21 protein-coding genes are annotated in these 24688 nt (G+C 65.5%); 4 read left to right on the forward strand and 17 right to left on the reverse strand.

Features of this window, described 5'->3' with window-relative positions:
• Nucleotides 1-114: 114 nt before the first annotated feature.
• Nucleotides 115-2493 (reverse strand): AsmA family protein, encoded by a 2379-nt coding sequence (locus NCR35_RS08990; RefSeq protein WP_250534108.1) that lies wholly within the window; start codon nt 2491-2493, stop codon nt 115-117.
• Nucleotides 2494-2607: 114 nt separating this feature from the next.
• Here NCR35_RS08990 and NCR35_RS08995 point away from each other — a divergent pair, with 114 nt between their 5' ends.
• Both NCR35_RS08995 and NCR35_RS09000 read left to right on the forward strand, forming a co-directional pair.
• Nucleotides 2608-3315 carry an ABC transporter ATP-binding protein gene (locus NCR35_RS08995; protein ID WP_250534109.1) on the forward strand — a complete coding sequence of 236 codons (708 nt, stop codon included), beginning with the start codon at nt 2608-2610 and terminating at the stop codon, nt 3313-3315.
• Nucleotides 3312-4127: an ABC transporter permease gene (locus NCR35_RS09000; protein ID WP_250534110.1), complete on the forward strand. Its 816-nt coding sequence runs from the start codon at nt 3312-3314 to the stop codon at nt 4125-4127. Before NCR35_RS08995 ends, NCR35_RS09000 begins: the two co-directional genes overlap by 4 nt.
• Here NCR35_RS09000 and NCR35_RS09005 read toward each other — a convergent pair whose 3' ends face one another.
• The 11 genes from NCR35_RS09005 to NCR35_RS09055 form a co-directional block, all read right to left on the reverse strand.
• Nucleotides 4128-4604 carry a VOC family protein gene (locus NCR35_RS09005; protein ID WP_250534111.1) on the reverse strand — a complete coding sequence of 159 codons (477 nt, stop codon included), beginning with the start codon at nt 4602-4604 and terminating at the stop codon, nt 4128-4130.
• Between the two features lie 35 nt (nt 4605-4639).
• Nucleotides 4640-5107 carry a VOC family protein gene (locus tag NCR35_RS09010; RefSeq protein ID WP_250534112.1) on the reverse strand — a complete coding sequence of 156 codons (468 nt, stop codon included), beginning with the start codon at nt 5105-5107 and terminating at the stop codon, nt 4640-4642.
• Nucleotides 5108-5254: 147 nt separating this feature from the next.
• Nucleotides 5255-7192 (reverse strand): hybrid sensor histidine kinase/response regulator, encoded by a 1938-nt coding sequence (locus NCR35_RS09015; protein ID WP_250534113.1) that lies wholly within the window; start codon nt 7190-7192, stop codon nt 5255-5257.
• Nucleotides 7193-7266: 74 nt separating this feature from the next.
• Entirely contained in the window at nt 7267-7731 is a 465-nt protein-coding gene (locus NCR35_RS09020; protein WP_175940403.1) for a response regulator, read from the reverse strand.
• Nucleotides 7724-10105, reverse strand: coding sequence for an ATP-binding protein (locus tag NCR35_RS09025; RefSeq protein WP_250534114.1), 2382 nt, complete (start codon nt 10103-10105; stop codon nt 7724-7726). The genes NCR35_RS09020 and NCR35_RS09025 overlap by 8 nt, the downstream gene beginning before the upstream one ends.
• On the reverse strand, nt 10102-10719 hold the full coding sequence (locus NCR35_RS09030) for a biliverdin-producing heme oxygenase (RefSeq protein WP_250534115.1): 618 nt from the start codon (nt 10717-10719) through the stop codon (nt 10102-10104). Before NCR35_RS09030 ends, NCR35_RS09025 begins: the two co-directional genes overlap by 4 nt.
• 208 nt (nt 10720-10927) lie before the next feature.
• The gene (locus tag NCR35_RS09035) at nt 10928-11164 is read right to left on the reverse strand and encodes a hypothetical protein (RefSeq protein WP_250534216.1); all 237 of its coding nucleotides are present in this window, start codon (nt 11162-11164) and stop codon (nt 10928-10930) included.
• A 43-nt stretch (nt 11165-11207) separates the two neighbouring features.
• Entirely contained in the window at nt 11208-13982 is a 2775-nt protein-coding gene (gene ligD, locus NCR35_RS09040; protein WP_250534116.1) for a DNA ligase D, read from the reverse strand.
• A gap of 42 nt (nt 13983-14024) precedes the next feature.
• Nucleotides 14025-14942: a non-homologous end joining protein Ku gene (gene ku / locus NCR35_RS09045; RefSeq protein ID WP_250534117.1), complete on the reverse strand. Its 918-nt coding sequence runs from the start codon at nt 14940-14942 to the stop codon at nt 14025-14027.
• A 200-nt stretch (nt 14943-15142) separates the two neighbouring features.
• Complete coding sequence (locus NCR35_RS09050) at nt 15143-15697, reverse strand: DUF6013 family protein (RefSeq protein ID WP_250534118.1); 555 nt, start codon at nt 15695-15697, stop codon at nt 15143-15145.
• Nucleotides 15698-15845: 148 nt separating this feature from the next.
• Entirely contained in the window at nt 15846-16862 is a 1017-nt protein-coding gene (locus tag NCR35_RS09055; RefSeq protein WP_250534119.1) for a zinc-binding alcohol dehydrogenase family protein, read from the reverse strand.
• 120 nt (nt 16863-16982) lie between these two features.
• On the opposite strand from NCR35_RS09055, the gene NCR35_RS09060 reads away from it, so the two are divergent.
• Nucleotides 16983-17939 (forward strand): LysR family transcriptional regulator, encoded by a 957-nt coding sequence (locus tag NCR35_RS09060; protein ID WP_250534120.1) that lies wholly within the window; start codon nt 16983-16985, stop codon nt 17937-17939.
• A gap of 451 nt (nt 17940-18390) precedes the next feature.
• Nucleotides 18391-19230 (forward strand): phosphoserine phosphatase SerB, encoded by an 840-nt coding sequence (gene serB, locus NCR35_RS09065; protein ID WP_250534121.1) that lies wholly within the window; start codon nt 18391-18393, stop codon nt 19228-19230.
• Here serB and NCR35_RS09070 read toward each other — a convergent pair whose 3' ends face one another.
• Genes NCR35_RS09070 through rimO form a run of 5 tightly spaced genes read right to left on the reverse strand, consistent with a single transcriptional unit; the run spans nt 19231 to nt 24649 of the window.
• Nucleotides 19231-20424, reverse strand: coding sequence for a cystathionine beta-lyase (locus tag NCR35_RS09070; RefSeq protein ID WP_250534122.1), 1194 nt, complete (start codon nt 20422-20424; stop codon nt 19231-19233).
• Nucleotides 20425-20456: 32 nt separating this feature from the next.
• A complete protein-coding gene (locus NCR35_RS09075; protein WP_250534123.1) occupies nt 20457-21140 on the reverse strand; it encodes a hypothetical protein in 684 nt (227 codons plus the stop codon).
• Between the two features lie 22 nt (nt 21141-21162).
• Nucleotides 21163-22347 carry a beta-ketothiolase BktB gene (gene bktB, locus NCR35_RS09080; protein WP_250534124.1) on the reverse strand — a complete coding sequence of 395 codons (1185 nt, stop codon included), beginning with the start codon at nt 22345-22347 and terminating at the stop codon, nt 21163-21165.
• A 37-nt stretch (nt 22348-22384) separates the two neighbouring features.
• Nucleotides 22385-23308 (reverse strand): sugar kinase, encoded by a 924-nt coding sequence (locus NCR35_RS09085; RefSeq protein WP_250534125.1) that lies wholly within the window; start codon nt 23306-23308, stop codon nt 22385-22387.
• A 3-nt stretch (nt 23309-23311) separates the two neighbouring features.
• Nucleotides 23312-24649: a 30S ribosomal protein S12 methylthiotransferase RimO gene (rimO, locus tag NCR35_RS09090; protein WP_250534209.1), complete on the reverse strand. Its 1338-nt coding sequence runs from the start codon at nt 24647-24649 to the stop codon at nt 23312-23314.
• Nucleotides 24650-24688: the final 39 nt, after the last annotated feature.

Genomic DNA, 24688 nt, shown 5'->3' on the forward strand with positions numbered 1-24688 from the left:
CCAACGCGCGCGGCGGAATGCGTCACGCTTGCACGCACATTCGATTTGATCCATCCCCGCATGCGCATCGAAGGTGGCGCGCAAAAGACGCGCGCCACTGCCCCCTCGAAGCAATCAACTCCCCCGATACTGCCCCGAACTCGCCGCCCCCGGCACCGCCGGCTTTTTCGGCGCCTTGTCGGCGGCACCCGCGCCCGCGCCCGCCGCGCCCGACGACATATACGCCGGCGCAGCCTTCGCCTTCTGTTTCTGCCCCGCCGGCGGCGCGGTTGGCGGCTTCTGGATGTCGGCGAGCATCTGCCCGCACGGCAGCGGCTTGTTGTTGCTCGGCGCGATGAGCGGAATCAGCGCCGCGAACGGATTGATCAGTCCGAGCCCGACCGCCGCGCCTCCGCGCACCGCGAGCGCGCCCACATTCACGCCGACCTTCGGCTCCTTGAACGTGCCCTTCACGTACAACGGCGAGCGCAGCGAGAAAACGCGGAATCCCTTCGTGTGCGGATGGATGCCCAGATCCATGTCCTCGGTCTTCAGGTTGATGGTGCCGTCAACGTTGATCACCGCATCGTCCGTATCGAGCGCGAAGACGCGCGAATCCAGCACGCCGTTCGTCACCACGAAGTCCGCGGCCGCGCAATTGATGTTCACGTCCCGGTTGCCGAAGAGCTTCTCATAGACCACGTTCGCCACGTTCAGGCCGGCCGCCTCCATGTAGAGCCGGCTCACCGTGCCCTCGGTGATCAACGCCTTCACTTCGCCGTTGGAACTCGCGGCGAGCGCCGCAGGCGAATTGCCGGTCGCGGACAGCGCGGCATCGCCGTTCACTTCGCCGAGCGCGGATTGCATCGTCTTGTTGGTCGGGAACAGCTGCTTCAGTTTCAGATGCCGCGCCTCCGCCGACACCTTGCCCTTCAGCGGCGCGTCGCTGCCATCGAGATGAATATTGGATGCAAACGTGCCGCCTGCGACGCCGAACTTGAGCGGCTCGAGCGAGAGCACGCCGTCCTTCATCACGACATGCGTGTAGAGATCGGTGATCGGCAGCTTCGGGTCCTTGATGATGCGCTGGCCGGTGAACTTGACGTCGGCATCGATGGCCTTCCAGCGGTCCGTTTTGAATTCCTCGGTCGGCAGCGCCTTGGCCGACGGCTGCTTCTTCGCGTCCCCGCGCTTCTCCTTGCTTGCATTTGAGTCGGCGCCGATGATCGGCGCGAGATCGGAAAACTGCAGCAGGTGCGATACCAGTTCGCCCTGCAACAGCGGCCGGGGCTTCCTGGCGGCATAGACCAGCGAACCGTTAATATCGCTGCCGCCCACGCGCCCGGTGAAGTTCTCGTAGTGGAAGACGTTGCCTTCTTCCCTGAACTGGCCGGTCAGGCGTCCTTCCGTCGCGAAAGGCGGCGTCTCCGGCAGCGTGACGCCGGTGAAGGTATACAAATGCGCCATGCTGACCGCCTGCACCCAGAGCCGCAGATCGACCGCCGCGAGATGCGCGGGATCGGTCACGGTGCCGACGAATGCAATATGCGTATCGCCGAGCCGCACATCGGCCTGAACGGGGAACGGGCGCTGCGCGTCCTGCACCGCGAGGACGCCGCCGAGCTTGCCTTCGCCCGAGACCTTGCCGTTGTTGTACGTGCCCTTCGCGGTCCACCCGAACGCATACGGCGGAATCGGCGGCTTCGGCGCGTCCTTGGTCGTGATGCTCTTGTTCGCGGATGTGCTCGCCGGATTCGGCGCCGAAGCATGCGCCGCTGCCGCCGCCGACGCCGCCGATGCAGCCGACGCTTCCGATGCCGCCGCCGCATCCGCCTGCTTGCTGAGCTTCGCCGCCCCGCCCTTGCCGACCATCTCCGCCGACGATTTCGTCGATGCCGCTTCCTGCTGCTTCATCACTTCGCCGATGGGCACGGCCTGGCCGAGCGTATCGACGACGATGTCCATCTGCGTCTTGGTCACTTCGTCATGGACGCCGATCGTGCCTTTGGCGAGCGAAATGTCGCCGAGCTTCAGATTCCATGTCGAAGGCTCGCTCGACTGCTTGAACTTGAACGTCCAGTTGTTGCGATTGTCCTTCAGCCGTTCGATGTCGATGGACGGATTCACGAGGTTGATGTTCGGAATCACGATGTCATGCGCAAGAAGCGGCAGCACGGCGACCTGGAAGTCGATTTCATCGAGCGTCGCGAAGTGCTGCTGGCGCGCCCAGTCCGGGTTCGCGATGGTGATTTTCTCGGCGGAAAAGCGCGGCCACGGAACCCACCGCTTCCAGCCCGTTTCGTGCGGCGGACGGCGCCAGCCCACCTTGAGGTCGCCCGTGATCTGAAACTGACGGCCGATCGCCTGCGAGACCTTGTCGTCGATCCAGGGCCGCAGCCGGTTCCAGTCGAAGGTCAGGAACACGATCACCAGCACGGCGATCAGGACCGCGAGAATGGCGAAGAACCATGCTGCGATCTTTCCGATTTTTCCGGCGGTTCGGGCTTGCGCCATGACCTCTCCATCCGTTTTTTCTGATTCACTTCGCGCCAGCATGGCGTGTGCCCGGCTCATGTCCGCGAGCCCGCGTAAGATGACGGCCACAAGAACTCCCCACGATTTCCGCAGATGGCTAACGACAGACCGCTCGTGGCGGCCAAGGGCGTCGCGCGCCGCGATGCGCTGCGCGGCACGGTACTGCTGCATCCCACCGACTTCACGCTGCGCGCGGAGGAACGCGTCGCCATCACCGGGCCCTCGGGGTCCGGAAAGAGCGTGTTCTTGCGCACGCTCGCGCTGCTCGATCCGTGCGATGCGGGCGTCGTCACGTGGCGCGGCGAGCGCATCGAACGCGCGGGCATTCCGTCGTATCGGCGGCGCGTGGCCTATATCGCGCAGCGGCCCGCCATGCTCGACGGCACGGTCGAGGACAACCTGCGCTATCCGTACACGCTGAAGACCTATCGCGATGCGCGCTTCGATCGCGACGCCGCCGCGCGCCTCGCGCACGCAGCCGGACGCAGCGCGGATTTCCTCGACAAGCTCGCAAGCGAGCTGTCGGGCGGCGAAGCGCAGATCGCGGCGTTCGTGCGGGTGCTGCAACTCGCCCCCGACGTGCTCCTGCTCGACGAGCCGACCGCCTCGCTCGATCCCGCTTCCGTGCGCGCGATCGAAGCGCTCGTCGGCGCATGGTTCGACGGGAGCGACGGTTCACACGGCGAGCAAGCGCGCGCATGCATCTGGGTTTCGCATGATCCGGAGCAGGCCCGCCGCGTCGCCACGCGCCATCTCGCGATGTCGGCGGGCACGCTTACCGAAAACGCGGAGGCCGCGTGAACGGTTTCCAAGATCTGAGCCTGGTCGACATCGGGCTCGCGGCGGCGCTCATCGTCGTGAACGGGGCGCTTTCTGTCGCGCTCGATCTCGGGCTGGAGCGGCGGCTTTTGATCGCGGCGGTGCGCACCGTCGTGCAACTGCTGTTCATCGGCTACGTGCTGGGCTGGGTGTTCGCATTCAGCCGCTGGTATGTCGTGCTGCCGCTCATGGTCCTGATGACGGTGATCGCCGGGCTCGCGGCGTCCGGTCGGGGGCGGCGCACGTATGCCGGTCAGCGCGCGGACAGCATCGTGTCGATCTGGGGCAGTTCGTGGCTCATCGGCGCGTTCGGGCTTTTCGTGGTGATCCGCATTCATCCGTGGTACGAGCCGCAATACACGATTCCGATTCTCGGCATGGTGCTCGGCAATACGCTGACGGGCGTGTCGCTCGGCATCGAACGCATGACGGAAGAGCTGACCGCCGGACGTGGCGCGGTCGAGATGTCGCTCGCGCTCGGCGCGACGCGCTGGGAAGCGGCCAAAGGGCCCGCGCGCCAGGCAGTGCGCGCGGGCATGATTCCGACGCTCAACCAGATGGCCGTGGTCGGTCTCGTGAGCCTGCCCGGCATGATGACCGGGCAGGTGCTGGCGGGCCAGTCGCCGTTGCAGGCGGTGCGCTATCAGATCGTCATCATGTTCCTGATCGCGGCGGCGTCGGGGCTGGGCGTCGTCGGCGCGGTCGTGCTGACGTACCGGCGGCTCTTCTCGCGCGACCACCGCTTCAATGCGTCGAAGCTCGTCGAGCGCAAGGCGAAGAAGCGCCGCGCCTGATTACTTGCCCCGGTAAGCGCGCTCCAGCGCCGCGATGTCCAGCTTGATCATGTTCATCATCGCCTGCATGGTGCGGTTGGCTTTGGCGGGGTCGGGGTCCTGAAGCATCGAGCGCAGGCGCGACGGCGCAATCTGCCACGTCACGCCGAAGCGGTCCGTCACCCAGCCGCAAGCGAGCGCCTGCCCGCCGTCGAGCAGCTTGTCCCAGTACCGGTCGATCTCCTCCTGGCTCTCGCAGTTCACGAACAGCGAAATGGCGGGCGTGAACTTGAACTGCGAGCCGCCATTGATCGCCATGAACTCTTCGCCGTCGAGTTCGAACAGCACGGCAAGGACGCTGCCCGCGGGGCCGGGGCTGACTTCGGTATGGCGCATGGTTTCGACGATGCGCGCGTTGTTGAACACGGTGAGGTAGAAGTCGACGGCCTCCTGCGCATTGTCGGCCTCGAACCACAGACAGGGCGAGATCTTCTGCATGAGCTTTCTCCTTGGGATTCGGATAGCGCCTAACGTCATTCGCGGGGCGCGCACTTGCCCTGCTGCATCTCGGCGCGACTCACATCGCGCTTGTGCGTGGCGACCGACCACTGATGCCCGAACGGGTCTTCCAGACGCCCGTAGCGGTCGCCCCAGAACATGTCGGCGACGGGCATCGTGACGCGCGCGCCAGCGGCTTCGGCCTGCTTCACCGTGGCGTCGACATCTTCCACGTACAGATGGATGGTGACGGGCGAGCCCTTCAGCGACTTCGCGCCGAGCATGCCGAAGTCCGGGTGCTCGTCGACGAGCATGAGCATGGAATCGCCGATCTTGACCATCGCGTGCATGAGCTTGCCGTCGTCGCCGGGAAGGCGTGCGATCTCGACGGCGCCGAACGCGCGCTTGTAGAACTCGATGGCCTCGGCTGCGCCCGCACAGACGAGGTGCGGCGTGAGCGAGTGCATGCCTTCGGGAATGGCTTTGACGGGACTGTGCGACATGGTGGCTCCGTGATTGAACGTGGTGGACGAGCGGGCGCACCCGCTCTCTGTCCTACGACGTGCAAGCATGCCGTCAATCGACATCGTTCCGCGCAGCCGGCGCAAATTTTTGCAGACCCGCGCGCACCGAAGGCGCTGCTTCGGAAGCTACTGCGAAAGCTGTTCCGCGAGCGAGCGAATCAGCGCTTCGAGCCGTGAAAAGTTGACGGGCTTCGTCAGATGATCGCGAAAGCCTGCCTCGCGGCAGCGGCGGATGTCCTCGTCCATGCCGTATCCCGTGATGGCGACCGAAGGCTTGTCCGGCTGGAGTTCGCGCCATGCGCGCGCGATATCGAGTCCGCTGCCGTCCGGCAAGCCGATATCGCTCACCAGCAAGTCGAACGGCGCGCCCTTTGCGCGTTCGAGCGCCGCCGCGACGGTCGTGGCGACCGCGACATCGTGGCCGAGCATCTCCAGCACTTCCGCCATGGCCGACGACGTCTGCTCGTTGTCTTCCACGAGCAGCACGCGCAACGCGCGGCCGTTCTCGTGGCGCGCGGCTTCCGGCAGCGGCGCGGCTTCGTGCGTGGGCTGCACGCGCGCGAGCGGCAGCGTCAGCGTGAAACGCGCGCCCATGTCGCGGCCGTCGCTATGCGCCGAGAGCGTGCCGCCGTGCTTCTGCGCGAGCGTGCTCGCGATGGCAAGACCCAGGCCCAATCCGCCGAAAGAGCGCGTGATGGAATCGTCGGCCTGTTCGAACGCCGAGAAGATGCGCGGCAACGCCTCCGCGCTGATGCCGATGCCGCTGTCCGTCACCGACACCGCAATGGTCCGGTCGTCGGGGTTCCACGTGCGCACTTCGATACGCCCGCCTGCCGGCGTGAACTTGACCGCGTTCTTCATCAGGTTCCAGATGATCTGCTGAAGCCGCGCGGCATCGCCGAGCACGACGAAACGTTCCGCCTCGAACCGCGTTTCGAGCGTGAGCTGCTTCGCGCGCAGATCGGCCTCCGACATGTCGACCGCGCTCGTGAGCAGCGTATCGAGCGCGACGTTCGCGAAGTTCAGACTCAGCTTGCCGCGCGCGATGCTCGTGAGATCCAGCAGATCGTCGATCAGCCGCGCTTCCAGTTCCACGTTGCGGCGGATGAGATCGAGCGTCGGGTGCGCGTCGGGCGGCAGCGGATGCTTGATTTCGAGCAGCCGCACGGCCGCGAGAATCGGCGTGAGCGGCGTGCGCAGTTCATGCGAGAGCACCGCCAGAAAATGGTCCTTCGCGCGGTTCGCGGATTCCGCCTGATCCTTCGCGAGCCGCAGCGCGTCGGCGGCCATGTGGGCGTCGGTCGCGTCGCGCACGATCTTCGAGAAACCGATCAGCTCGTCATGCTCGGTGCGGATCGCGGTCGTCACGCCGGATGCGAAGAACGAGTGCCCGTCCTTGCGCCACAGCCAGCGATCGTCGCTCGCGCTGCCTTCGCGCCGCGCCGTGTCCAGCTCGTTGTCGTACACGCCGGCTTCGCGGTCTTCCTGGCTATAGAAGATGCTCGCGCTCTGCCCGAGCACGTCCTGCGCCGGAAAGCCGAGAATGCGCTCGGACGCCGCGTTCCACGTGCGGATGCGGCCTTCGGGATCGAGCGTGATGACCGCGTAATCCTTCAGCGCGTCGATCAGCAGGCGAAAATGCGTTTCGGTCTCGCGCAGCGCCCGCTCCACGGCGATGCGTTGCTCGCGTTCCGCGCTTTCGCGCATCGCGCGGCGCACCACCGCAGGCAGGCGTTGCAGACGCTGTTTGAGCACGTAATCGGTCGCGCCGCGCTTGAGCATATCGACGGCGTGTTCTTCGCCGAGCAGACCCGACACGAAGATGAACGGCGTGTCCGGCGTGCGCTCGCTCGCAATGGACAGCGCCTCGATGCCGGAGAACGTCGGCATCACGAAGTCGGCGAGAATCACGTCGAAGCGCTGGCTGTCGAGCGCGGCGATGAAGCTCGCGGAGTCGTAGACGATGGTCGCGTCCACGATGTAGTCGGCGCGTTCGAGCTGGGCGATCGTCAGTTCCGCATCGAGTGCGTTGTCTTCGACGAGAAGCAGATGCAGGGGCTGCATGGTCTAGGCGGCCTCGCTCGAAAGCGGGCGCGCGGGCGCTGAGAAAGTCACGACGGCGAACATGGGCACAACCGTCACTGCCCCGCCGACGGACGACGAAACCGCGTGGAGCCTGGCGGCGGCTCGTTCAGCACGGCCCAGAAAACGCCGAGATCGCTGATGGCCTCGACGAATTCCGCGAATTCCACCGGCTTCACCACATACGCGTTCACGCCGAGCTCGTAGCTGCGAACGAGATCCTGCTCCTCGCGCGAAGACGTCAGCATGACGACCGGAATGCTCTTGAGCCCCGCATTCGACCGCACCATGTCGAGCACCTCGAGGCCGTCGATTTTCGGCAGCTTCAGATCGAGCAGAATGACGGCAGGATTGCCCGGCGCGCGTTCCTTCCACTGGCCCTCGCACGTGAGATAGTCGATGGCTTCCTGACCGTCGCGCGCAACGATCACTTCGTTGGCGAGCTGGCTTTTGTCCAGCGCGACGAGGGTAAGCTCGAGGTCGTTCGGATTGTCTTCGACGAGCAGTATCGGTTTAAGCATGGTCTGGTCTTGATTTTGTCACTGACGTTGCAGATGCGGCTTTCGGCTTGCCGGCCTCGCGGCCCGTCACGCTGTGGAACTCGACCGGCAGAGAGAAATAGAATACCGCGCCCTCGCCCAGCCGCCCTTCGGCCCACGTGCGCCCTTCATGCCGCTCGACGATACGCCGCACGTTCGCGAGGCCGATTCCCGTGCCTTCGAACTCCTCGGCGCGATGTAGCCGCTGGAACACGCCGAAGAGCTTGCCTTCGTACTTCATGTCGAACCCGACGCCGTTGTCACGCACACCGATGATGTGCTCGTCGCCGCTGCGAGTCGCGAATATCTCGATTTTCGCCGATTCCCGCGTCCGCGTATATTTCACCGCGTTCGAGATCAGATTGCGCACGGCGAGTTGCAGGAAAGCGGCGTCGCCGGTGACGCGCGGCAGCTCGCCGATCACCCATTCGATGTGCCGTCCGACGGTTTCCGAGTCGAACTCGCGCACGACCAGTCGCACCAGTTGCCCGAGGTCGACCGGCGCGGGGCGCAGCGCGGCGCGGCCCATCTGCGAGAACGTCAGAAGATCGTCGACGAGCGTGCCCGCGAAGCGTGCCGATTCCAGCATGTTGTTGAGAAAGCGGCGGCTCTTGTCGGACATGCGCTCGGCTTCCAGCTCGCGCAGCAGGTCTCCGTAACCGGCGATATGGCGCAGCGGCGCACGCAGGTCGTGCGACACCGAATAGGAGAAGGCTTCGAGTTCCTTATTGGCGCGGGCGAGTTCCGTCGCCATTTCAGCGCGCTCTTCCGCACGGCGCAGCACGATATTGAGCAGCGCGCCGCGCAATTCGCTCGCGACTTCGAGTTCGGCCTGGCGCCACGACACCGAATGTCCGCGCACCGTTTCGAGCCACGGGCTGAAGCTCGTGCGCGGCGCGCTCGCGCCGTCCTCGCCGCGAATCTTCACGGGCTCGCCGGCCCATTTGATGGTCTGCATGACCTCGGGCCGGAACCACAGCAGATAGTTCCGGAAAATCTGCGACACGGGCACGGCGAGCACGCCGCACGCGGTTTCCTGATGCGCCTGCCCCGGCGGCCACTGGCGCGCGAGCGAATCCGTCGACCAGACGCCGGACGTGTTCTCCGCGAGCCAGAGCGTGAGCGCGCGCACCGTCTCTTCGTCGGGCGTTTTGCCCATCAGCGTGATCTGGTCGTTCATCACGATGGCCGCGCCTTCGGAGCGCGTAAAGCCGAGCAGATCGCGCGGCACGTCTTGCAGCCCGGCGACGAAGCTCTCGTGCTCGCTCATCGCGGCGATGAGGCGAGCCATCGTGCGGCGCAATTCGGCGAGGTATGCGCCCTGTTCGCGCTCCTCCTTCGCCTCGATTTGCAGCGACAGCATGTGCCCGAGATGCTCGACCGCCACGCGCGTGCTGAACGGCACGCGGCGCGCGTCGTGATCGTGACAGGAGATAAGCCCCCACAACTGCCCGCGCACGACGATCGACACCGACATCGACGCATGCGTGCCCATGTTGCGCATGTACTCCAGATGCACCGGCGAGAAGCTGCGCAGCGCCGCGAAACTGAGATCGGTCGGGCGGCCGGTGACCGGGTTGACGGCCGGGACGAGGCGCGCGGGCACGTAGTTCACGTCCGACACGAGGCGGATACGGTTGCGCAGGTACAGGGCGCGCGCCTGAGTCGGAATGTCCGATGCCGGAAAGAACTGATGCAGGAAAGACGCATAGCGCGGGTCGCGGTCTTCGGCGAGCACGTGGCTGCGGCCTTCCGCGTCGAAGCTGTAGAGCATCACGCGGCCGAAACCGCAGATCGCGCGGACTTCGCGCACGGCCAGCTCGGCGAGCTCATCGACCGTGGTCGCATCCTGCAGGTCGCGGGCGAACGTGCGCACGAGCGGATACATCGACGAGAACGCCGCTTCGCCCGGCTCGGCGGTCGCTTCCATTTCGACGATCAGCACGCCGTCGTGCCGGTGAACCGTGACATCGAGCCGCGCGGGCTTGTCGGTGGCGCCGACGTAGAGCGGCGAGTCCTCCAGCTGCATCGTCGATGCGGCGCGCAAAACGCGCCGCGCGGCGTCCTCGCCGACGAGCGCATCGAGCGGCTTGCCGAGCAGCGCCTCGACGCTTTCGCCCGTCAGCGCCGCGAGGTTCTCGCTTGCCTGCGTGATCCGCGGGCCGGTTTGATCGCCGGCGCCTTCGGCCAGCACCACGAGATAACCGTGGGGCTGGATGCCGCCGGGAATGTGAATCGGCTCGGCGTCGCAGTCCTTGCTCGCCACGCCCGAATCGAGCGTGAGGCGGCGCGCTTCCGCGTCCGGTGGACCGGCAACGTGGCTTGCGCCCGAATGATTCGCTGGACTGTTGCTCATGCGGCGGCTCCCGAAATCGCTCGCGCGTCGGACGATTCGACGCATAGCCACGCCTGCAGAGTCTCGAAGGTGTCGATGGCGGCGCTCACCGCAGCGTCGTATCCCGTCTCCGGCACGACCGAGACGGCGGTTTCGCGGAACGCGTTCCACATGCTGCCCGTGCGCGCGCCGTAGCCGTCGAAGTATGCGTTGCCGACGCCCGGCGCGAGGCCCAGTTGCTCGGCCACGTGCGGCGCGATAAAGCGCCCGCCGAGCGTCGAGCCTTCCATCACGTAGAGCGAGCCGAATACGCTGCCGAGATCGGCGATCGGCGGCAAGCTGCGCGCGTTCGCGGTCACGATGGAGTCGGCCACTGCGACATCGCCACTGAGCGCGACGAGATCGGCGGCGAGCAGCGACGTCTTGCGGCGTTCATCGAAGAACGGGTGCAGCGACGCAGGCAGGCATGCGCCGACCGCGTCTTCCCACGGCGCCACGTAGCCGTATAGACGTTCGAGCAGCGCGATGTAATCGTCGCGCTGCAAGCCGTCCCGCATGAGATCGAGCGCATGCTCCAGACGGGAATGACACGCAGCGGTTTCTTGCTTCAGGCGGGACAGAAGGTCGTGTCGCATGTTCGGTTGTAAGGCTTGTTGCGCCGGATATGCGGCAAAAGGCAAGCTGGCTGGAAGGTCTTACCGGCCGGAGGAGCGTTGCGCGTGGCGTCCGGTAAAAACAGGCTGTGTTACCCGTTTTTTTCGAGACAGACGATCATTCTACGCAGGCGCTCCTTCTATGTCATGGACATCGGCGCTTGGGCGACACATCGGCCCGTTCTGCGCGTCACGGTTCGCTGCTTCTGCGGTCCGTATCGACGAGACCGCGTTCGATGTCCTCATGCGCCTGCTTGCCGACATCGCGCGGCGTTTCCTCGTCTTGCGACTGCACGCTCTGATCCGACTCGTGAGGCAGCGGGGGCTTCGCGCGGTCGTCGCTGGTTGCGTTGGCCTCGTCGTCCCGAGGCGCTTCGGGCGTGCTTCTGGGGTCGTCCTTTTCGGGTTTGTCCTTCGCCTGCTTCATGATGCGCTCCGCTTGCGCTCCGTTGGCGCTCCGGTTTCGTGAATCACCCGCGCGACCCGTCGATACCCAGGCGCTTTTTCATCTGCGCCGTGAGCCGCTGGCGCGCCTTGGCATAGCCTTCCCAGGGATCGGCCGTGAGCGCGTCCATCCGCTCGCGCGCATTGCCGATGTTCCACTGGTCGCCGCGCGTGGTGTCGTCGAGCTCGTCCCAACTGATCGGCATCGACGCGCCCATGCCCGGCCGCGCCCGCAGCGAGAACGCGCAGACCGTGCTCGAGCCGCGATTGTTGCGCAGGTAATCGACGAAGATCTTATCCTGCCGATTCTGCATGCCCATTTTCGCGGAGAAGAATTTCGGCAGCGTCTTGGCCATGAACTGCGCGACGGCCTGCGAGAAGCCCTTCATCTCGTCCCATCCTGCCTGCTTGGCGAGCGGCACGACCACATGCAGCCCCTTGCCGCCGCTCGTCTTGCAGAACGACGTGAGCCCGAGTTCTTCCAGCAGGCTGCGGGTCAGCTTCGCCGCTTCCACCATGCGATCCCAGCCGACGCCCTCGCCAGGATCGAGATCGAACACCATGCGATCCGGCTTTTCGATATTCGACGCCACCGAGTTCCACGTATGCAGTTCGATGGTGCCCATCTGCGCGGTGCCGACGAGCGCCTGCGCCGATTCGACTGTCAGAAGCGGCGGATGCCCGGGATCGACGTCCGGATGCTGCGTGATGTGCGGAATCGCGAGCCGCGCGCTGTGCTTCTGAAAGAACAGTTCGCCGCCGATATCGTCGGGCGCGCGCACGAGCGACACCGGCCGGTCCTGCAAGTGCGGCAGCATCCATTCGGCAATCGACGCGTAGTATTCGACGACATCGATCTTTCTCAGGCCTGTCGACTTGTCGATCACGCGGTCCGGATGGCTGATCTTCACGCCTTCGATTTCGGTCGCGTTCGCGCGGGACTTCGAGGCCGTTGTGGCCGCTGTTTTGGCCGCTGTCTTTTTCGCGGTCTTCGCCGCCGTCTTTCGCGCTTTGGGCGTCACTGTCTTCTCTTCCTCGGCATCGACCTTTTCGGCCGATGCCGGCTCTTCCTTCACGATCTGCCGCGCCGGTTTATCGTCGCGCAGACTGACGAACGATGCTTGTCGCACGATGCGCTCCTTGGTCCATTCCGCGAAATTGCACTCGGCCACGAGTTCGGGCTTCACCCAATGCACCGGCGTGCGGCTGCGTTCCTGCGGCTCCTTCTCGAACGGCATGCGATCGGTCGCGCGCTTGTCGAGTTCCTTCTTGACCGCAACGAGCATCGCGTGATCGAAGCCGGTGCCCACGCGCCCCGCGTATTGCAGCTTGCCCTTCGCGTCGTACACGCCGAGCAGGAGCGCGCCGAATTCTCCGCGGCTGCCGGACGGCTCCGAGTAACCCGCGACGACGAACTCCTGTCGGCGCCGGCACTTGAGCTTGATCCACGAGTTGCTGCGCCCGGAGACATATGTCGAGTCGATCCGCTTGCCGATGATCCCTTCGAGCGCCATGTCGCATGCGCTCTTGAGCAGGTCGTCGGCGCTGAAGGCGAAGTCTTCGGAATAGCGCAAGGCGGGGTCGTCGACCGGTTCGACGATCGCTTTCAAGAGCGCGCGGCGCTGCACGAGCGGCACGTTGCGCAAGTCGTAGCCGTTCAGGAACGCGAGGTCGAAGAAGTACACGACGATGCCCTGAGGACGCCCGACATCGAAGGCGTTTTGCAGCGCCTGAAAGTCCGGCAAGCCGCGGTCGTCCAGCACGACCGCTTCGCCGTCGAGCCAGCCGCTCTCGATATCGAGCTTCTCCAGCGCCTTCACCTGCTTCGGAAACTTGGCCGTCCAGTCGTTGCCGTTGCGCGTGAGGATGCGGATATCGCTCTTGCCCTTCGTTCGCTCGATGCGCGCGAGCACGCGATAACCGTCGAACTTGATCTCGTAGGACCAGTCGTCGCTGGGCGGCGCGGCATCGACGAGCGTGGCGAGTTGCGGCTTCAGAAGCGCGGGCAGCTTGGCTTTCTCGGCGCCTTCGATAGCCGGATCGTGCGACAGCGCCCGCAGCGATTCGCTGTTGCGCGTCGCGACGATATCCGGATGCGCGTGCCCGTTCGATGCGTCGCTCGGCGGGCGCGGCACCGTTCTGCGCGCCGCCGGCTTCGCCTTGCGCTCGTTGCGATCGCGCAGTTCGCCGTTTTCGAGCCGCGCGCCGAGCGAGTCGGAAAGCACGCTGCCGGGTTTCTTCAGGAGTACGTCGTATTCGGATTCGGGCCGCGCTTCCTCGTCGCGTTCCTTGATGAGAAACCACTGTTCCTTGTCGCCGCTGCCGCGCATGTGACTGCGCACGAGCGTCCAGCCGCCGTGCAGCTTTTCGCCGTCGAGCGTGAACTTGAGCTTGCCCTTTTCGTACTCGCGGGCGGCGTCTTCGACGGTGCCGGTCTGCGGCGCCCACGTCCCCCGATCCCACACGATGACGCTACCCGCGCCGTAATTGCCCTCGGGAATGTCGCCTTCGAACGAGCCGTAGTCGATCGGGTGATCTTCGACATGCACCGCCAGGCGCTTGACCGACGGATCGAGGCTCGGCCCTTTGGGCACCGCCCACGACTTCAGCGTGCCGTCGAGCTCGAGGCGGAAGTCGTAGTGCAGCCGCCGCGCGTCGTGTTCCTGAATCACGAAAGAAAGCGCCTGCGCGGGCGCCTTCTTGCGGCGCGCCGTTTTGCGCGCGACGGCCTTTTCGCCCGAAGGCTCGGGCGTTTCGTTGAAACGCCGCATCCGCTGATAGGTTTCGAGCTTGCCCGTCATCGTCGTGGAGTCCTTGTGTCGTCCGATGGCGCTTATCTCGCGCTAAGCGCGCTTGCGACGCGCCGTCTTGCGCGCCGGGCGCGCGGGTTCCTCGGCGGCGTCCTTACCTGCGTCATCGCTGCCGTCGTCGGCATTGCGGGAACTGCCGCCGCGCTTCGGCGCGCCGCCTTTCTTCAGGCTGCGCTTGAGCAGTTCGGACAGGTCGAGAATGTCCGCGCTTGCCTTCTCCTCGCCGCCTTCCTCGAACTTCATCACTTCGGCGACCTTGCCTTCCTTCACCTTCTTCTCGACGAGCGCCATGATGTCGTCGCGGAAGGTGTCGTGATACTTGGTCGGGTCCCACGAGTCGCTCATGTCGTCGATCAGACGCTTGGCCATGTCCAGTTCCTTCGTCGTGACGCCCGCCTTCTTGGTGTCTTCGTCCGGAAACGTGAACTGGCTGAAGTCGCGCACTTCATCGCCCCAGCGCAGCGTGTTGAGCGCAAGCGCGGGGCCGACCGGGATCAGCGCGGCCAGATGCTGCTTGTTATGCAGCACGACGCTCGCGATGCCTACCTTGCCGGTATCCTTCAACGCGTCGCGCAGGAGCGCATAGACCTTTTCGCCCTTGCGGTCGGGCGTGAGGTAATACGGCGTGTCGAGTGAGAGGAACGAGATCTCGGGAGCATCGACGAACGAGAGGATATCGACCGTCTGCGTCGACTCGGGATTCGCCGCGCGGATTTCGGCATCCGTCATCACGACGTACTTGCCCTTCTCGTACTCGAAGCCCCGCACGATGTTGTCGCGCGTGACGTCCTTGCCTGTGTTCTTGTTGATCTGCTTGTAGCCGATGGGGTCCATCGACCGTTTGTCGAGCAGATTGAATCCGACCTTCTCCGACTGCGTGGCCGGATAGAGTTGCACAGGCACGTGGACCAGCCCGAAGCTGATCGCGCCTTTCCAGATCATGTGCGGCATCGCGATTACCTCGCTGTCGGAACGGTCGATGCGTTGGCGGTTGGCATGTCGGCGGCGCGTTTCGGGCGCGACGCCATGCGCATCGGTTCTGGTAGCAGGAAGGATGCCAACATCGGCGGCCGCCTGCTGTTGGCGCAGGCGGGCAACGAAGACCGTTAGTTGCGCGATGATCTGCCGCGTTGAGGCGCGGCGCGAGCGACCTACTTCCGGCTCGCCGTGATGGTCAGCTGAGTGCCGTCATCGAGCGTGACGGTCTTCTTCGATCCGGTCGACGTCGGCATGTTGAAACGCACGATCTGGCTGACGCGCGAATCGACGGGACACTGCAATGCCTTGCCTCCGACCGTGACCTTGCTCGTGCCCTTCGGCGCATAGCCGCGAAAGCTCAGTTGCACGTTGGCCGAACCGTTGTCCGCGACGACGGGCGCAAAGCGGATCTGCACCTGGCGCACCGCTGCGCCGTCGGCGCCACGCGGGATCGACGAAAGCTGCGGGCAAGCGTCCGGCACCGCCTGCGCGCCCTTGGGGGCGGCCGCTTGCCAGGTGAAGTCATCGCTCTGGCCGGAGCGGATCGTGCGCGTCTCCTGTTCGTTGCCGAAGGTCTTCGACGTCATCTTGACCGTGTATTTGATCGGCCCGTCGTTCGGCGCTTCGGACAAGACGCGAATGCCGGGCGTGGCGTGCGCGGCCGCAAGCACGCCGCCAGCGACGGCGGCTGCGAAGGCGCCGCGCACTGCGTTCGAGAGTCGATTCATCCGGCATCTCCTGAATAAGCGCGAGAGCAATCCGGCGTGGCGGGCGCCGGATCGGCTTAAGGCGGAGTCAGTCTAGCGCCGAGGATGCGCGGGCTTCGTCGGGGAAAACCCGAGCCCGCGCACGCCGGAAAAAATGCGCCGAAGCGTTTCAGAAACCCGTCATCACCAGCTTGCCGATCGCGCGCCCTTCTTCCAGAAGGCGATGCGCTTCTCTGAGATTCGCTGCGTTGATCTTTCCGAGGATCTTGCCGAGCGTCGTGCGGATGATGCCTGCGTCGATCAGCCGCGCCACTTCGGACAACAGCTTGTGCTGCTCGATCATGTCGGGCGTCTGGAACATCGCGCGCGTGAACATGAACTCCCAGTGAAACGCCGCGCTTTTCGCCTTCAGCAGTTCGACGGGAAGCGGCGCTGCGTTCTCGACGATCGTGCAGATGCCGCCCTGCGGCTTCACGACTTCGGCCGCGGCCGGGAAATGCTTGTCGGTGTCGTTGAAGATGAGCACGTAGTCGACCTGCGGAATGCCGGCGTCCTTCAGTTGCGCCGGAATGCTCTCGAAGTGATTGACGATGCGATCCGCGCCCAGCTCCGTCGCCCATTTCGCCGACTCGGGCCGCGACGCCGTCGCGATCACATGGAGCTTCGCCACTTGCTTGGCGAGCTGAATACCGATCGAGCCGACGCCGCCCGCGCCGCCGATGATGAGCACGGTCTTGCCCGCGTCCTTGCCTTCGGCGGACACCTTCAGCCGGTCGAATAACGCTTCCCATGCCGTGAGCGTGGTGAGCGGGAGCGCGGCCGCGTGCGTGAAGTCGAGCGACTTCGGCTTCGCGCCGACGATGCGCTCGTCGATCAGATGGAATTCGCTGTTCGCGCCTTGCCGCGTGATGTCGCCGGCGTAATAGACGGCATCGCCCACTTTGAAGAGCGAGACGTCCGGACCGACGGCTTCCACGACGCCGGCAGCGTCCCAGCCGAGCACGCGCGGGCTTTCCTCGATCTTGTCCTTCGGCGCGCGCACTTTGGTGTCGACCGGATTCACCGCGATGGCCTCGATTCTCACGAGCAGATCGCGACCGGTCGGCGTGGGCTTATCGACTTCGATGTCGACGAGCGATTCAGGATTCGAAATCGGCAAGTAGCGGGTCAAACCGATGGCTTTCATGGCGTGTCCTTGGTGAGGTGACTTTTGATTCTTAATGCAAACGGTGACTGCATCGTAGCGCGCGTCACGCTTTCGCAAAACCGCGATAATGCAGGAAACATTTTTTGGGAAATCCATCGAATGGCGAGCGACGCATGGGTTGAAGGACACGCGCGAGACCGGCTCGATCTGCTCGACGTGAGCCTTTTCGTGCGCGCGGCGGCGCTGGCGAACCTGTCGTCGGCGGCGCGCGAGTTCGGCTTGTCGCCGGCCGTGGCGAGCGCGCGGATCGCGGGTCTGGAGCGCATGCTGGGCGCGCGGCTGCTGCATCGGACGACGCGGCGCGTGAGCGTCACGCAGGAAGGCGAGATCTTCGCGGCGCATGCGCGCCAGTTGCTGGATGCGGCAGAAGCGGCGCGCGCGTCGGTCGGCCGGGCGCTCGCGGAGCCCCACGGGAGGCTGCGCGTGACGATGCCCTCATCGCTCGGCCGTCAGCACATCTCGCCGCTGATTCCGGCATTCCTCGCCCAATATCCAAGCGTGACGATGGACTTGCGCATGACGGATCAGATCGTCGATCTCGTGGATGAAGGCATCGACCTCGCGATACGCATCGGCGCGTTGAAGGACTCGACGCTCGTCGCGCGCAAGCTTGCGAGCAACCGGCGCGTGCTGTGCGCGTCGCCCGCTTACCTGGAGAAACACGGCACGCCGCGCCATCCCGCCGACCTTGCGCAGCACGAATGCGTGATTCTCGCCGATCAGCGGGACTGGAGTTTCGTCACGCCGACCGGCGTGATCGATGTGCGCGTGTCCGGCCGGCTCGTCACGGACAACGGCGAGGTCATCCGCGATGCGCTCGCGGCAGGCATCGGCATCGGGCTGAAGTCGACGTGGAGCGTGGCGCCGTTGCTCGCGAGCGGAGAACTCGTCACCGTGCTCGATGACTATCCTATCGCGCAGACGGTCGCGATCTGGGCGGTGTATCCGAGTCGCGCGTTCGTTCCGCCGAAGACGCTGGCGTTCATCGAGTTTCTTGCGGGAAGGTTCGGGGACCCGCCTTACTGGGACGTGGAGCCGGCGGCGGTGATGCGTTAGCAGGTTTTGCGTTTTGCATGCCGCATGCAGGAGGCCGCATGCAAAATGCCAAGCATTCCCGCCCGGCGTCGAGGTCGCGCCCCTCGCGTACATCTCGCGAGGCGGTTCGGCCACCCGCCGTACCGAGACCGTCGAATAGGCTGCGGCTGCGGTCGTGCGGTAGGGAGTTCTGTGTTTTGCATGCACCGTGCCCTATGCCGCATGCAAGATGCCAACGCTGCTCGCAGGCGTTGAGGTAGCCCCCGCCCGTACATCTCGCAAAGCGGTTCGGCGAGCCGCCGTATTGGCGAGTCGAACCGGCTGCGGTCGTGCGGTAGGGAGGTTCGCGTACTGCATGCCGCATGCATGATGCCGCATGCAAAATGCCAAGCATGCCCGCCCGGCGTCGAAACAACGCTAGCCCCGTACAATACCCGCTTCCCGCGCCATCGCTCGACAAACACCCGCTCCGATGAACCTCGTCATTCAAAGCCCCGCCCCGATCGCCGATTCGCACTTGCGGCCGCTTGCCGCCCTCGCCCGCTCGCGCACCGCTTCGCGTATCGACGACACGCTCTTGCGCCTCGTCGATGCCGATCCGCTTCAGCGTCCCGACGTCGATGCCTATTGCGGGACGCACGCGCTCGACTATGCGTACATCGAGCCGCAAGCGCAGCTTTCGGATTTCGGTCTCGTTGCCATGGACATGGACTCGACGCTGATCACCATCGAATGCATCGACGAGATCGCGGACTTTTGCGGGCTGAAGGCCGAAGTCGCGGCCATCACGGAAGCGTCGATGCGCGGTGAGATCAAGGACTTCAACGAAAGCCTCACGCGCCGCGTCGCTCTGCTGAAGGGGCTGGACGCCACGGCGCTCGAACGCGTCTACGAAGAACGCCTGCGACTGTCGCCGGGCGCCGAACGCATGCTGGAAGGCGCGCGCGCGGCGGGACTGAAGACGCTGCTCGTGTCCGGCGGCTTCACGTTCTTCACCGAGCGGCTGAAAACGCGGCTCGGGCTCGACTACACGCGTGCGAACACGCTCGAAATCGTCGATGGCAAGCTGACCGGCAAGGTCATCGGGGAAATCGTGAATGCCGACGTGAAGGCGCGCACGCTGCGCGAGACGTGCGAGAAGATCGGCATCGATCCCGAGCGGGCGATTGCAATGGGCGACGGCTCCAACGATCTGAAGATGATGGCCGAAGCCGGCCTGTCCGTGGCGTTTCGCGCGAAGCCCGTCGTGCGCGAGTCGGCGAGCGTCGCGTTCAACTTCGTCGGACTGGACGGACTGCTTCGGCTGTTCTGATCACGCGAACGCTTTGCCCAGCGCGGATTCGATATCCGCGCGCAAATCCGCTTCATCTTCCAGACCCACGTACAGCCGCACCAGCACGCCTTCGTGCGGCCATTGCGACGCGGTGCGCATCGAGCGCACGTTGTAGGGCATCGCGAGGCTATGCGCGCCGCCCCAGCTCCAGCCGATCGAGAACAGCTCGAGCGCCTCGACGAACGCATCGACCTCTTCGGCGCTGTAGCGGGCATCGAATACGATCGAGAACAGACCGCCCGCGCCGCCCGAAAAGTCGCGTGCGAAAAACTCGTGGCCGGGGCAATCGTCGAGCGCGGGATGCAGAACCGCCGCCACTTCGGGGCGCGTCTTGAGCCACCGCGCGAGCGCGAGCGCCGAGCGGTCGTGCGCTTCGTAGCGCAGTTTCATCGAAGGCAGGCTGCGCAAGACGAGCGATGCATCGTCCGCCGACACACCGACGCCCAGCCGCATGCGCGCGCGCTTGAGCTTCTTGTGCAATTCGACATCGCGCGTGATGGTTGCGCCCATCAAAATGTCGCTGCCGCCCGACTGGTACTTCGTCAGCGCCTGCACCGAAATATCGACGCCGTGATCGAACGGCTTGAACGCGAGTCCCGCCGAGAACGTGTTGTCGATCGCGGTCACGATGCCGCGCGCCCGCGCGACCGCCGTAATCGCCGGCACGTCCTGCACTTCCATGGTGACCGAGCCGGGCGCTTCGAGCCAGATGAGCTTCGTGTTGGGACGGATCGAATCGGCGATGCCGGCGCCGATCATCGGATCGTAGTAGCTGACTTCGAGGCCGAAGTCGCTCGCGAGCCAGTCCGCATGCTCGCGATTCGGCGAGTACGCGTTGTCCGGCATAAGCACGTGATCGCCCGCTTTGACGAGGCCGAAGTACACGTTCGAGATCGCCGCGAGGCCGGACGGCTGCAAAAGCGCATGCTCGCCACCCTCGATTGCGGCGAGGCGCTGGGCAAGCGCGATCGTCGTCGGGGTGCCGTGCAGGCCGTAGCGCCACTTGGAGTCGTCGCTCCAGACGAGCGCGCGCATGGTCGCGAGGTCCGGAAAAACGACCGTCGAGGCCCGCGCCACCGGCACGGAGAACGACTCGAAGCCGGGCGTGATGCGGTCGTCCGGCTGGACGATGCGCGTTTGCAGGTCTCGGTCCTTGCTGCTGGAATCGGTCATGGGCTTGCTGTCAGCGTGAATGAAGGAAGGCGTTATTCGCCGATGATGACGTTCGTCGTGCCGCCCACGGCGTTCGGCGGCGAGGAAGGCAACGCAGGCGGCGCGGGTTCGAGCGAAGGCGCGGCGGGCGCGGCAACAGTGCCGGTGCTAGCCGGCGCGCGCGGCAGCATTACGCCGGCCACGGCAGGCCGCAACTCGAAAGGCTGCGCATTGGAATCGTCCGGGTCCATGCGCTCGCCCGAGACGCTTCCGTCCGCCTCGAACTTGCCGACCCAGTTGCCGGTGATGTGCGTGCCGTCGTTCGACTCCTCGATTTCGAGCGTTTCGCCGTCGCGGTCGCCCGCCACGAGAATCACCGTCGGACTGCCGGCGAAGCGATACTCGCCATGCACGCCGGACGCGTCATCGGTCTTGGCGCCGAGCTTCATCTCGATCTGCTTGCCGCCGAGCGTGCCCACGTAGCGCGGAAAGCGCGCGTACTCCGGATTCGGCGCAAGCGGCTTTTGCGGCGGCAGCGCTAGCGTCCGGATCGCCTTGTCGGCGCCGTATGATTCGCCGCTCGGCGCGCTTCGGGCGCTTGCGGACGCCGACGCCGATGCATCCGGCGGCATCGGCGAATTGCAGCCCGCGAGCGCGAGCGCCGCGGCCAAGCCGGCGGTCATCGTCAGCGCGGCCGGCAAGCCCGGCCGCTTCGTTGCCTTCGTTGCTTCTCTCATCCTTCTTTCCTTCGATACCACGTCAAATACGCTCGAAGATCGCGGCGATCCCCTGCCCGCCGCCGATGCACATCGTCACGAGCGCGTAACGCCCGCCAATGCGCTGGAGCTCGTACAGCGCCTTCACCGTGATGAGCGCGCCGGTCGCGCCGATCGGATGTCCGAGCGAAATGCCGGAGCCGTTCGGGTTCACCCTCGCGGGATCGAGGCGCAACTCCTGCGTGACCGCGCAGGCTTGCGCGGCGAACGCTTCGTTGGCTTCGATCACGTCGAGATCGTCGACGGAAAGCCCGGCGCGCTCCAGCACCTTGCGCGTGGCCGGCACCGGGCCGATGCCCATGATGGTCGGATCGACGCCCGCGTGCGCGTACGCGACGAGCCGCCCGAGCGGCCGCGCGCCGCGCTTCTCCGCGACGCCGCGTTCCATCAGCACGACGGCCGCCGCCGCGTCGTTGATGCCCGACGCGTTGCCCGCCGTCACCGTGCCGTTCTCCTTCGCGAACACCGGCTTCAGCTTCGCGAAGTCCTCCGCCGTCGCGTTCATGCGCACGTGCTCGTCGCGGTCGAACACGGTGTCGCCCTTCTTCGACGCCAGCGTGATCGGCAGAATCTGCTCCTTGAAGTAGCCGGCCTCGATGGCGTTGGCCGCGCGACGGTGCGATTCGAGCGCGAGCGCGTCCTGCGCCTCGCGCGTGATGCCGTACTGGTTCGCGACGTTCTCGGCCGTCACGCCCATGTGAATCTTGTGGAACGGGTCGTTCAGCGCGCCCAGCATCATGTCGACGACGCGCGCATCGCCCATGCGCTGGCCGAAGCGCGCGGCGGGCATCACGTACGGCGCGCGGCTCATGCTTTCCGCGCCGCCGCCGATGGCGATGTCCGCATCGCCGAGCAGAATCGACTGCGCGGCCGACACGATCGCCTGCAAGCCCGAGCCGCACAGCCGGTTCACCGTGAGCGCGGGCGCGTGCTGCGACACGCCGCCGTCGAGCGCCGCGACGCGCGCCAGATACATGTCGCGCGGCTCGGTCTGGATCACGTTGCCGAACACGACGTGTCCGACTTCCTCGCCCGCGACGCTCGCGCGGGACAGCGCCTCGCGCACCACGCGCGCCCCGAGATCGGTCGGCGTGAAATCCTTGAGCGCGCCGCCGAAACCGCCGATTGCCGTGCGCACGCCGCTTGCCACCACCACTTCGCGTTCCATGTCGTCTCCTTTGCCTATCGAATGATTTTATGAAAGCTCAGGCCAGCGCTCGTTCGACGGCCGCCCGGTCCGGAATCGGCGCGACGGCGCCGAAGCCTTGCGTCGACAAGGACGCCGCCGCGTTCGCGTAGTGCGCGGCCGCGAAAGGATCGTCGCCCGCGACGAGCCGCGCGATGAACGCGCCGCCGAAGCAATCGCCCGCGCCGGTCGCATCGACCGCATTGACGACGCGGCCCGGCACCACGCGCCGCTCGTCCGGCGTCGCGATATACGCGCCTTCCGCGCCGAGCTTCATCGCGACGATTTTTGGGCCGAGCGCGAGCAGCGTATCGACGATGGCGTCTTTGTCTTCGTGGCCCGTGAGCACGGTGACGTCGTCCCAGCTCGGCAGACAGATATCGCTCTGGCGGATTGCTTCGAGCATCACCGCGCGGGCGCGCGCGAGCGGCCAGAGCTTGAGCCGCAGGTTCGTGTCGAAGCTGACCCGCACGCCGTTGCTGCGCGCATGGTCGATGGCGGCGAACGCGGCATCGCACGCGCTCACGCCGATGGCGAGACTGATGCCCGACAGATGCACGACTTTCGCCGCCGCGATCATGTCGAGCGGCAGATGCGACGGCGCATAGCGGCTCGCCGCCGACCCCGCGCGCAGATAGTCGAAGCGATGCCCGCTCGCGCCGTGCGACACGAAATAGACGCCCGTTGGCGCGTCCGGATCGACGCGAACGGCGGACGTATCGACGTTCTCCGCACGCCACAGATCGAGCAGCAGTTGCCCGAACCCATCGTTGCCGACCGCCGAAACGAAGCCCGTCGCCGCGCCCTGCCGCGCCGCCGCGATCAGAAAGTTCGATACGTCGCCGCCGAAGCCTTGCAGATACGTCGGCTCGTCACGTTTCGCCTGATTGAACTCGATCATCGCCTCGCCGAGCGCGAGGATGTGCGGCGTGTGGGGGGGCATCGGTCAGACCTCGCCCCAGAGATCGTGGCCGTCCGCGCCCGTGATCTTCACCGAAACGAAGTCGCCTGCCTTGTAGCGCTTGGACGCCTTCGTCGGCGGCGCGATATACACGACGCCGTCGATTTCCGGCGCATCCGCCGCCGTGCGCCCGATGCCGCCTTCCGCGCTGATTTCATCGACGAGCACTTTCAGCGTCTTGCCGACTTTCTTCTTCATGCGCTTTGCCGACAGTTCCTCGGCCAGTTCCATGAAGCGCGCGCGGCGTTCCTCGCGGACCTCGTCGGGCAGCGCGCCGTCGAGTTCGTTGGCGGTCGCGCCTTCGACCGGCGAATACGCGAAGCAGCCGACGCGATCCAGATCCGCTTCCTCGATGAAGTCGAGCAGCGTCTGAAACTGCTCTTCCGTCTCGCCCGGAAAGCCCGCGATGAACGTGCTGCGAATCGTCAGATCCGGGCACATGGCGCGCCATGCCTTCACGCGCTCCAGCACCTTTTCGGCATTGGCCGGGCGCTTCATGCGCTTGAGCACTTCAGGATGCGCGTGCTGGAACGGCACGTCGAGATACGGCAGCACGTGGCCTTTGAGCGGCCCTTCCGCCATCATCGGGATGACTTCATCGACGCTCGGATACGGATAGACGTAGTGCAGGCGCACCCACGCGCCGTACTGCGCGGCCAGTTCGCCCAGCGCGCCGACGAGTTCGGTCATGCGCGTCTTGAGCGGCTTGCCGTTCCAGAAACCGGTGCGGTACTTCACATCGACGCCGTACGCGCTCGTGTCTTGCGAGATGACGAGCAGTTCCTTCACGCCCGACTTGAAGAGATTCTCGGCTTCGAGCATCACTTCCGCGACGGGACGCGAAACGAGATCGCCGCGCATCGACGGAATGATGCAGAACGTGCAGCGGTGGTTGCAGCCTTCGGAAATCTTGAGATACGCGTAATGGCGCGGCGTGAGCTTGATGCCGGCCGGCGGCACGAGATCGACGAACGGATCGTGCGGCTTCGGCAAGTGCGCGTGAACCGCGTTCATCACTTCGTTGGTCGCGTGCGGGCCGGTCACGGCGAGCACCTTCGGATGCACTTCCTCGATGAGCCCGCTGCCGCTCGCGCTCTTTTTCGCGCCGAGGCAGCCGGTCACGATGACCTTGCCGTTTTCGTTGAGCGCCTCGCCGATAGCGTCGAGGCTTTCCTGCACGGCTTCGTCGATGAAGCCGCAGGTGTTGACGACGACGAGGTCGGCGCCGTCATAGCTGCCGGAGATTTGATAACCCTCGGCGCGCAACTGGGTGATGATCTGCTCCGAATCGACGAGGGCTTTCGGGCAGCCGAGGCTGACCATGCCGATCTTCGGCGCGGAGTTCGTCTTGACGATTGAATC

It is taken from the genome of Caballeronia sp. AZ10_KS36 (assembly GCF_023631105.1).
In the GTDB taxonomy this organism is placed as follows: Bacteria; Pseudomonadota; Gammaproteobacteria; order Burkholderiales; family Burkholderiaceae; genus Caballeronia.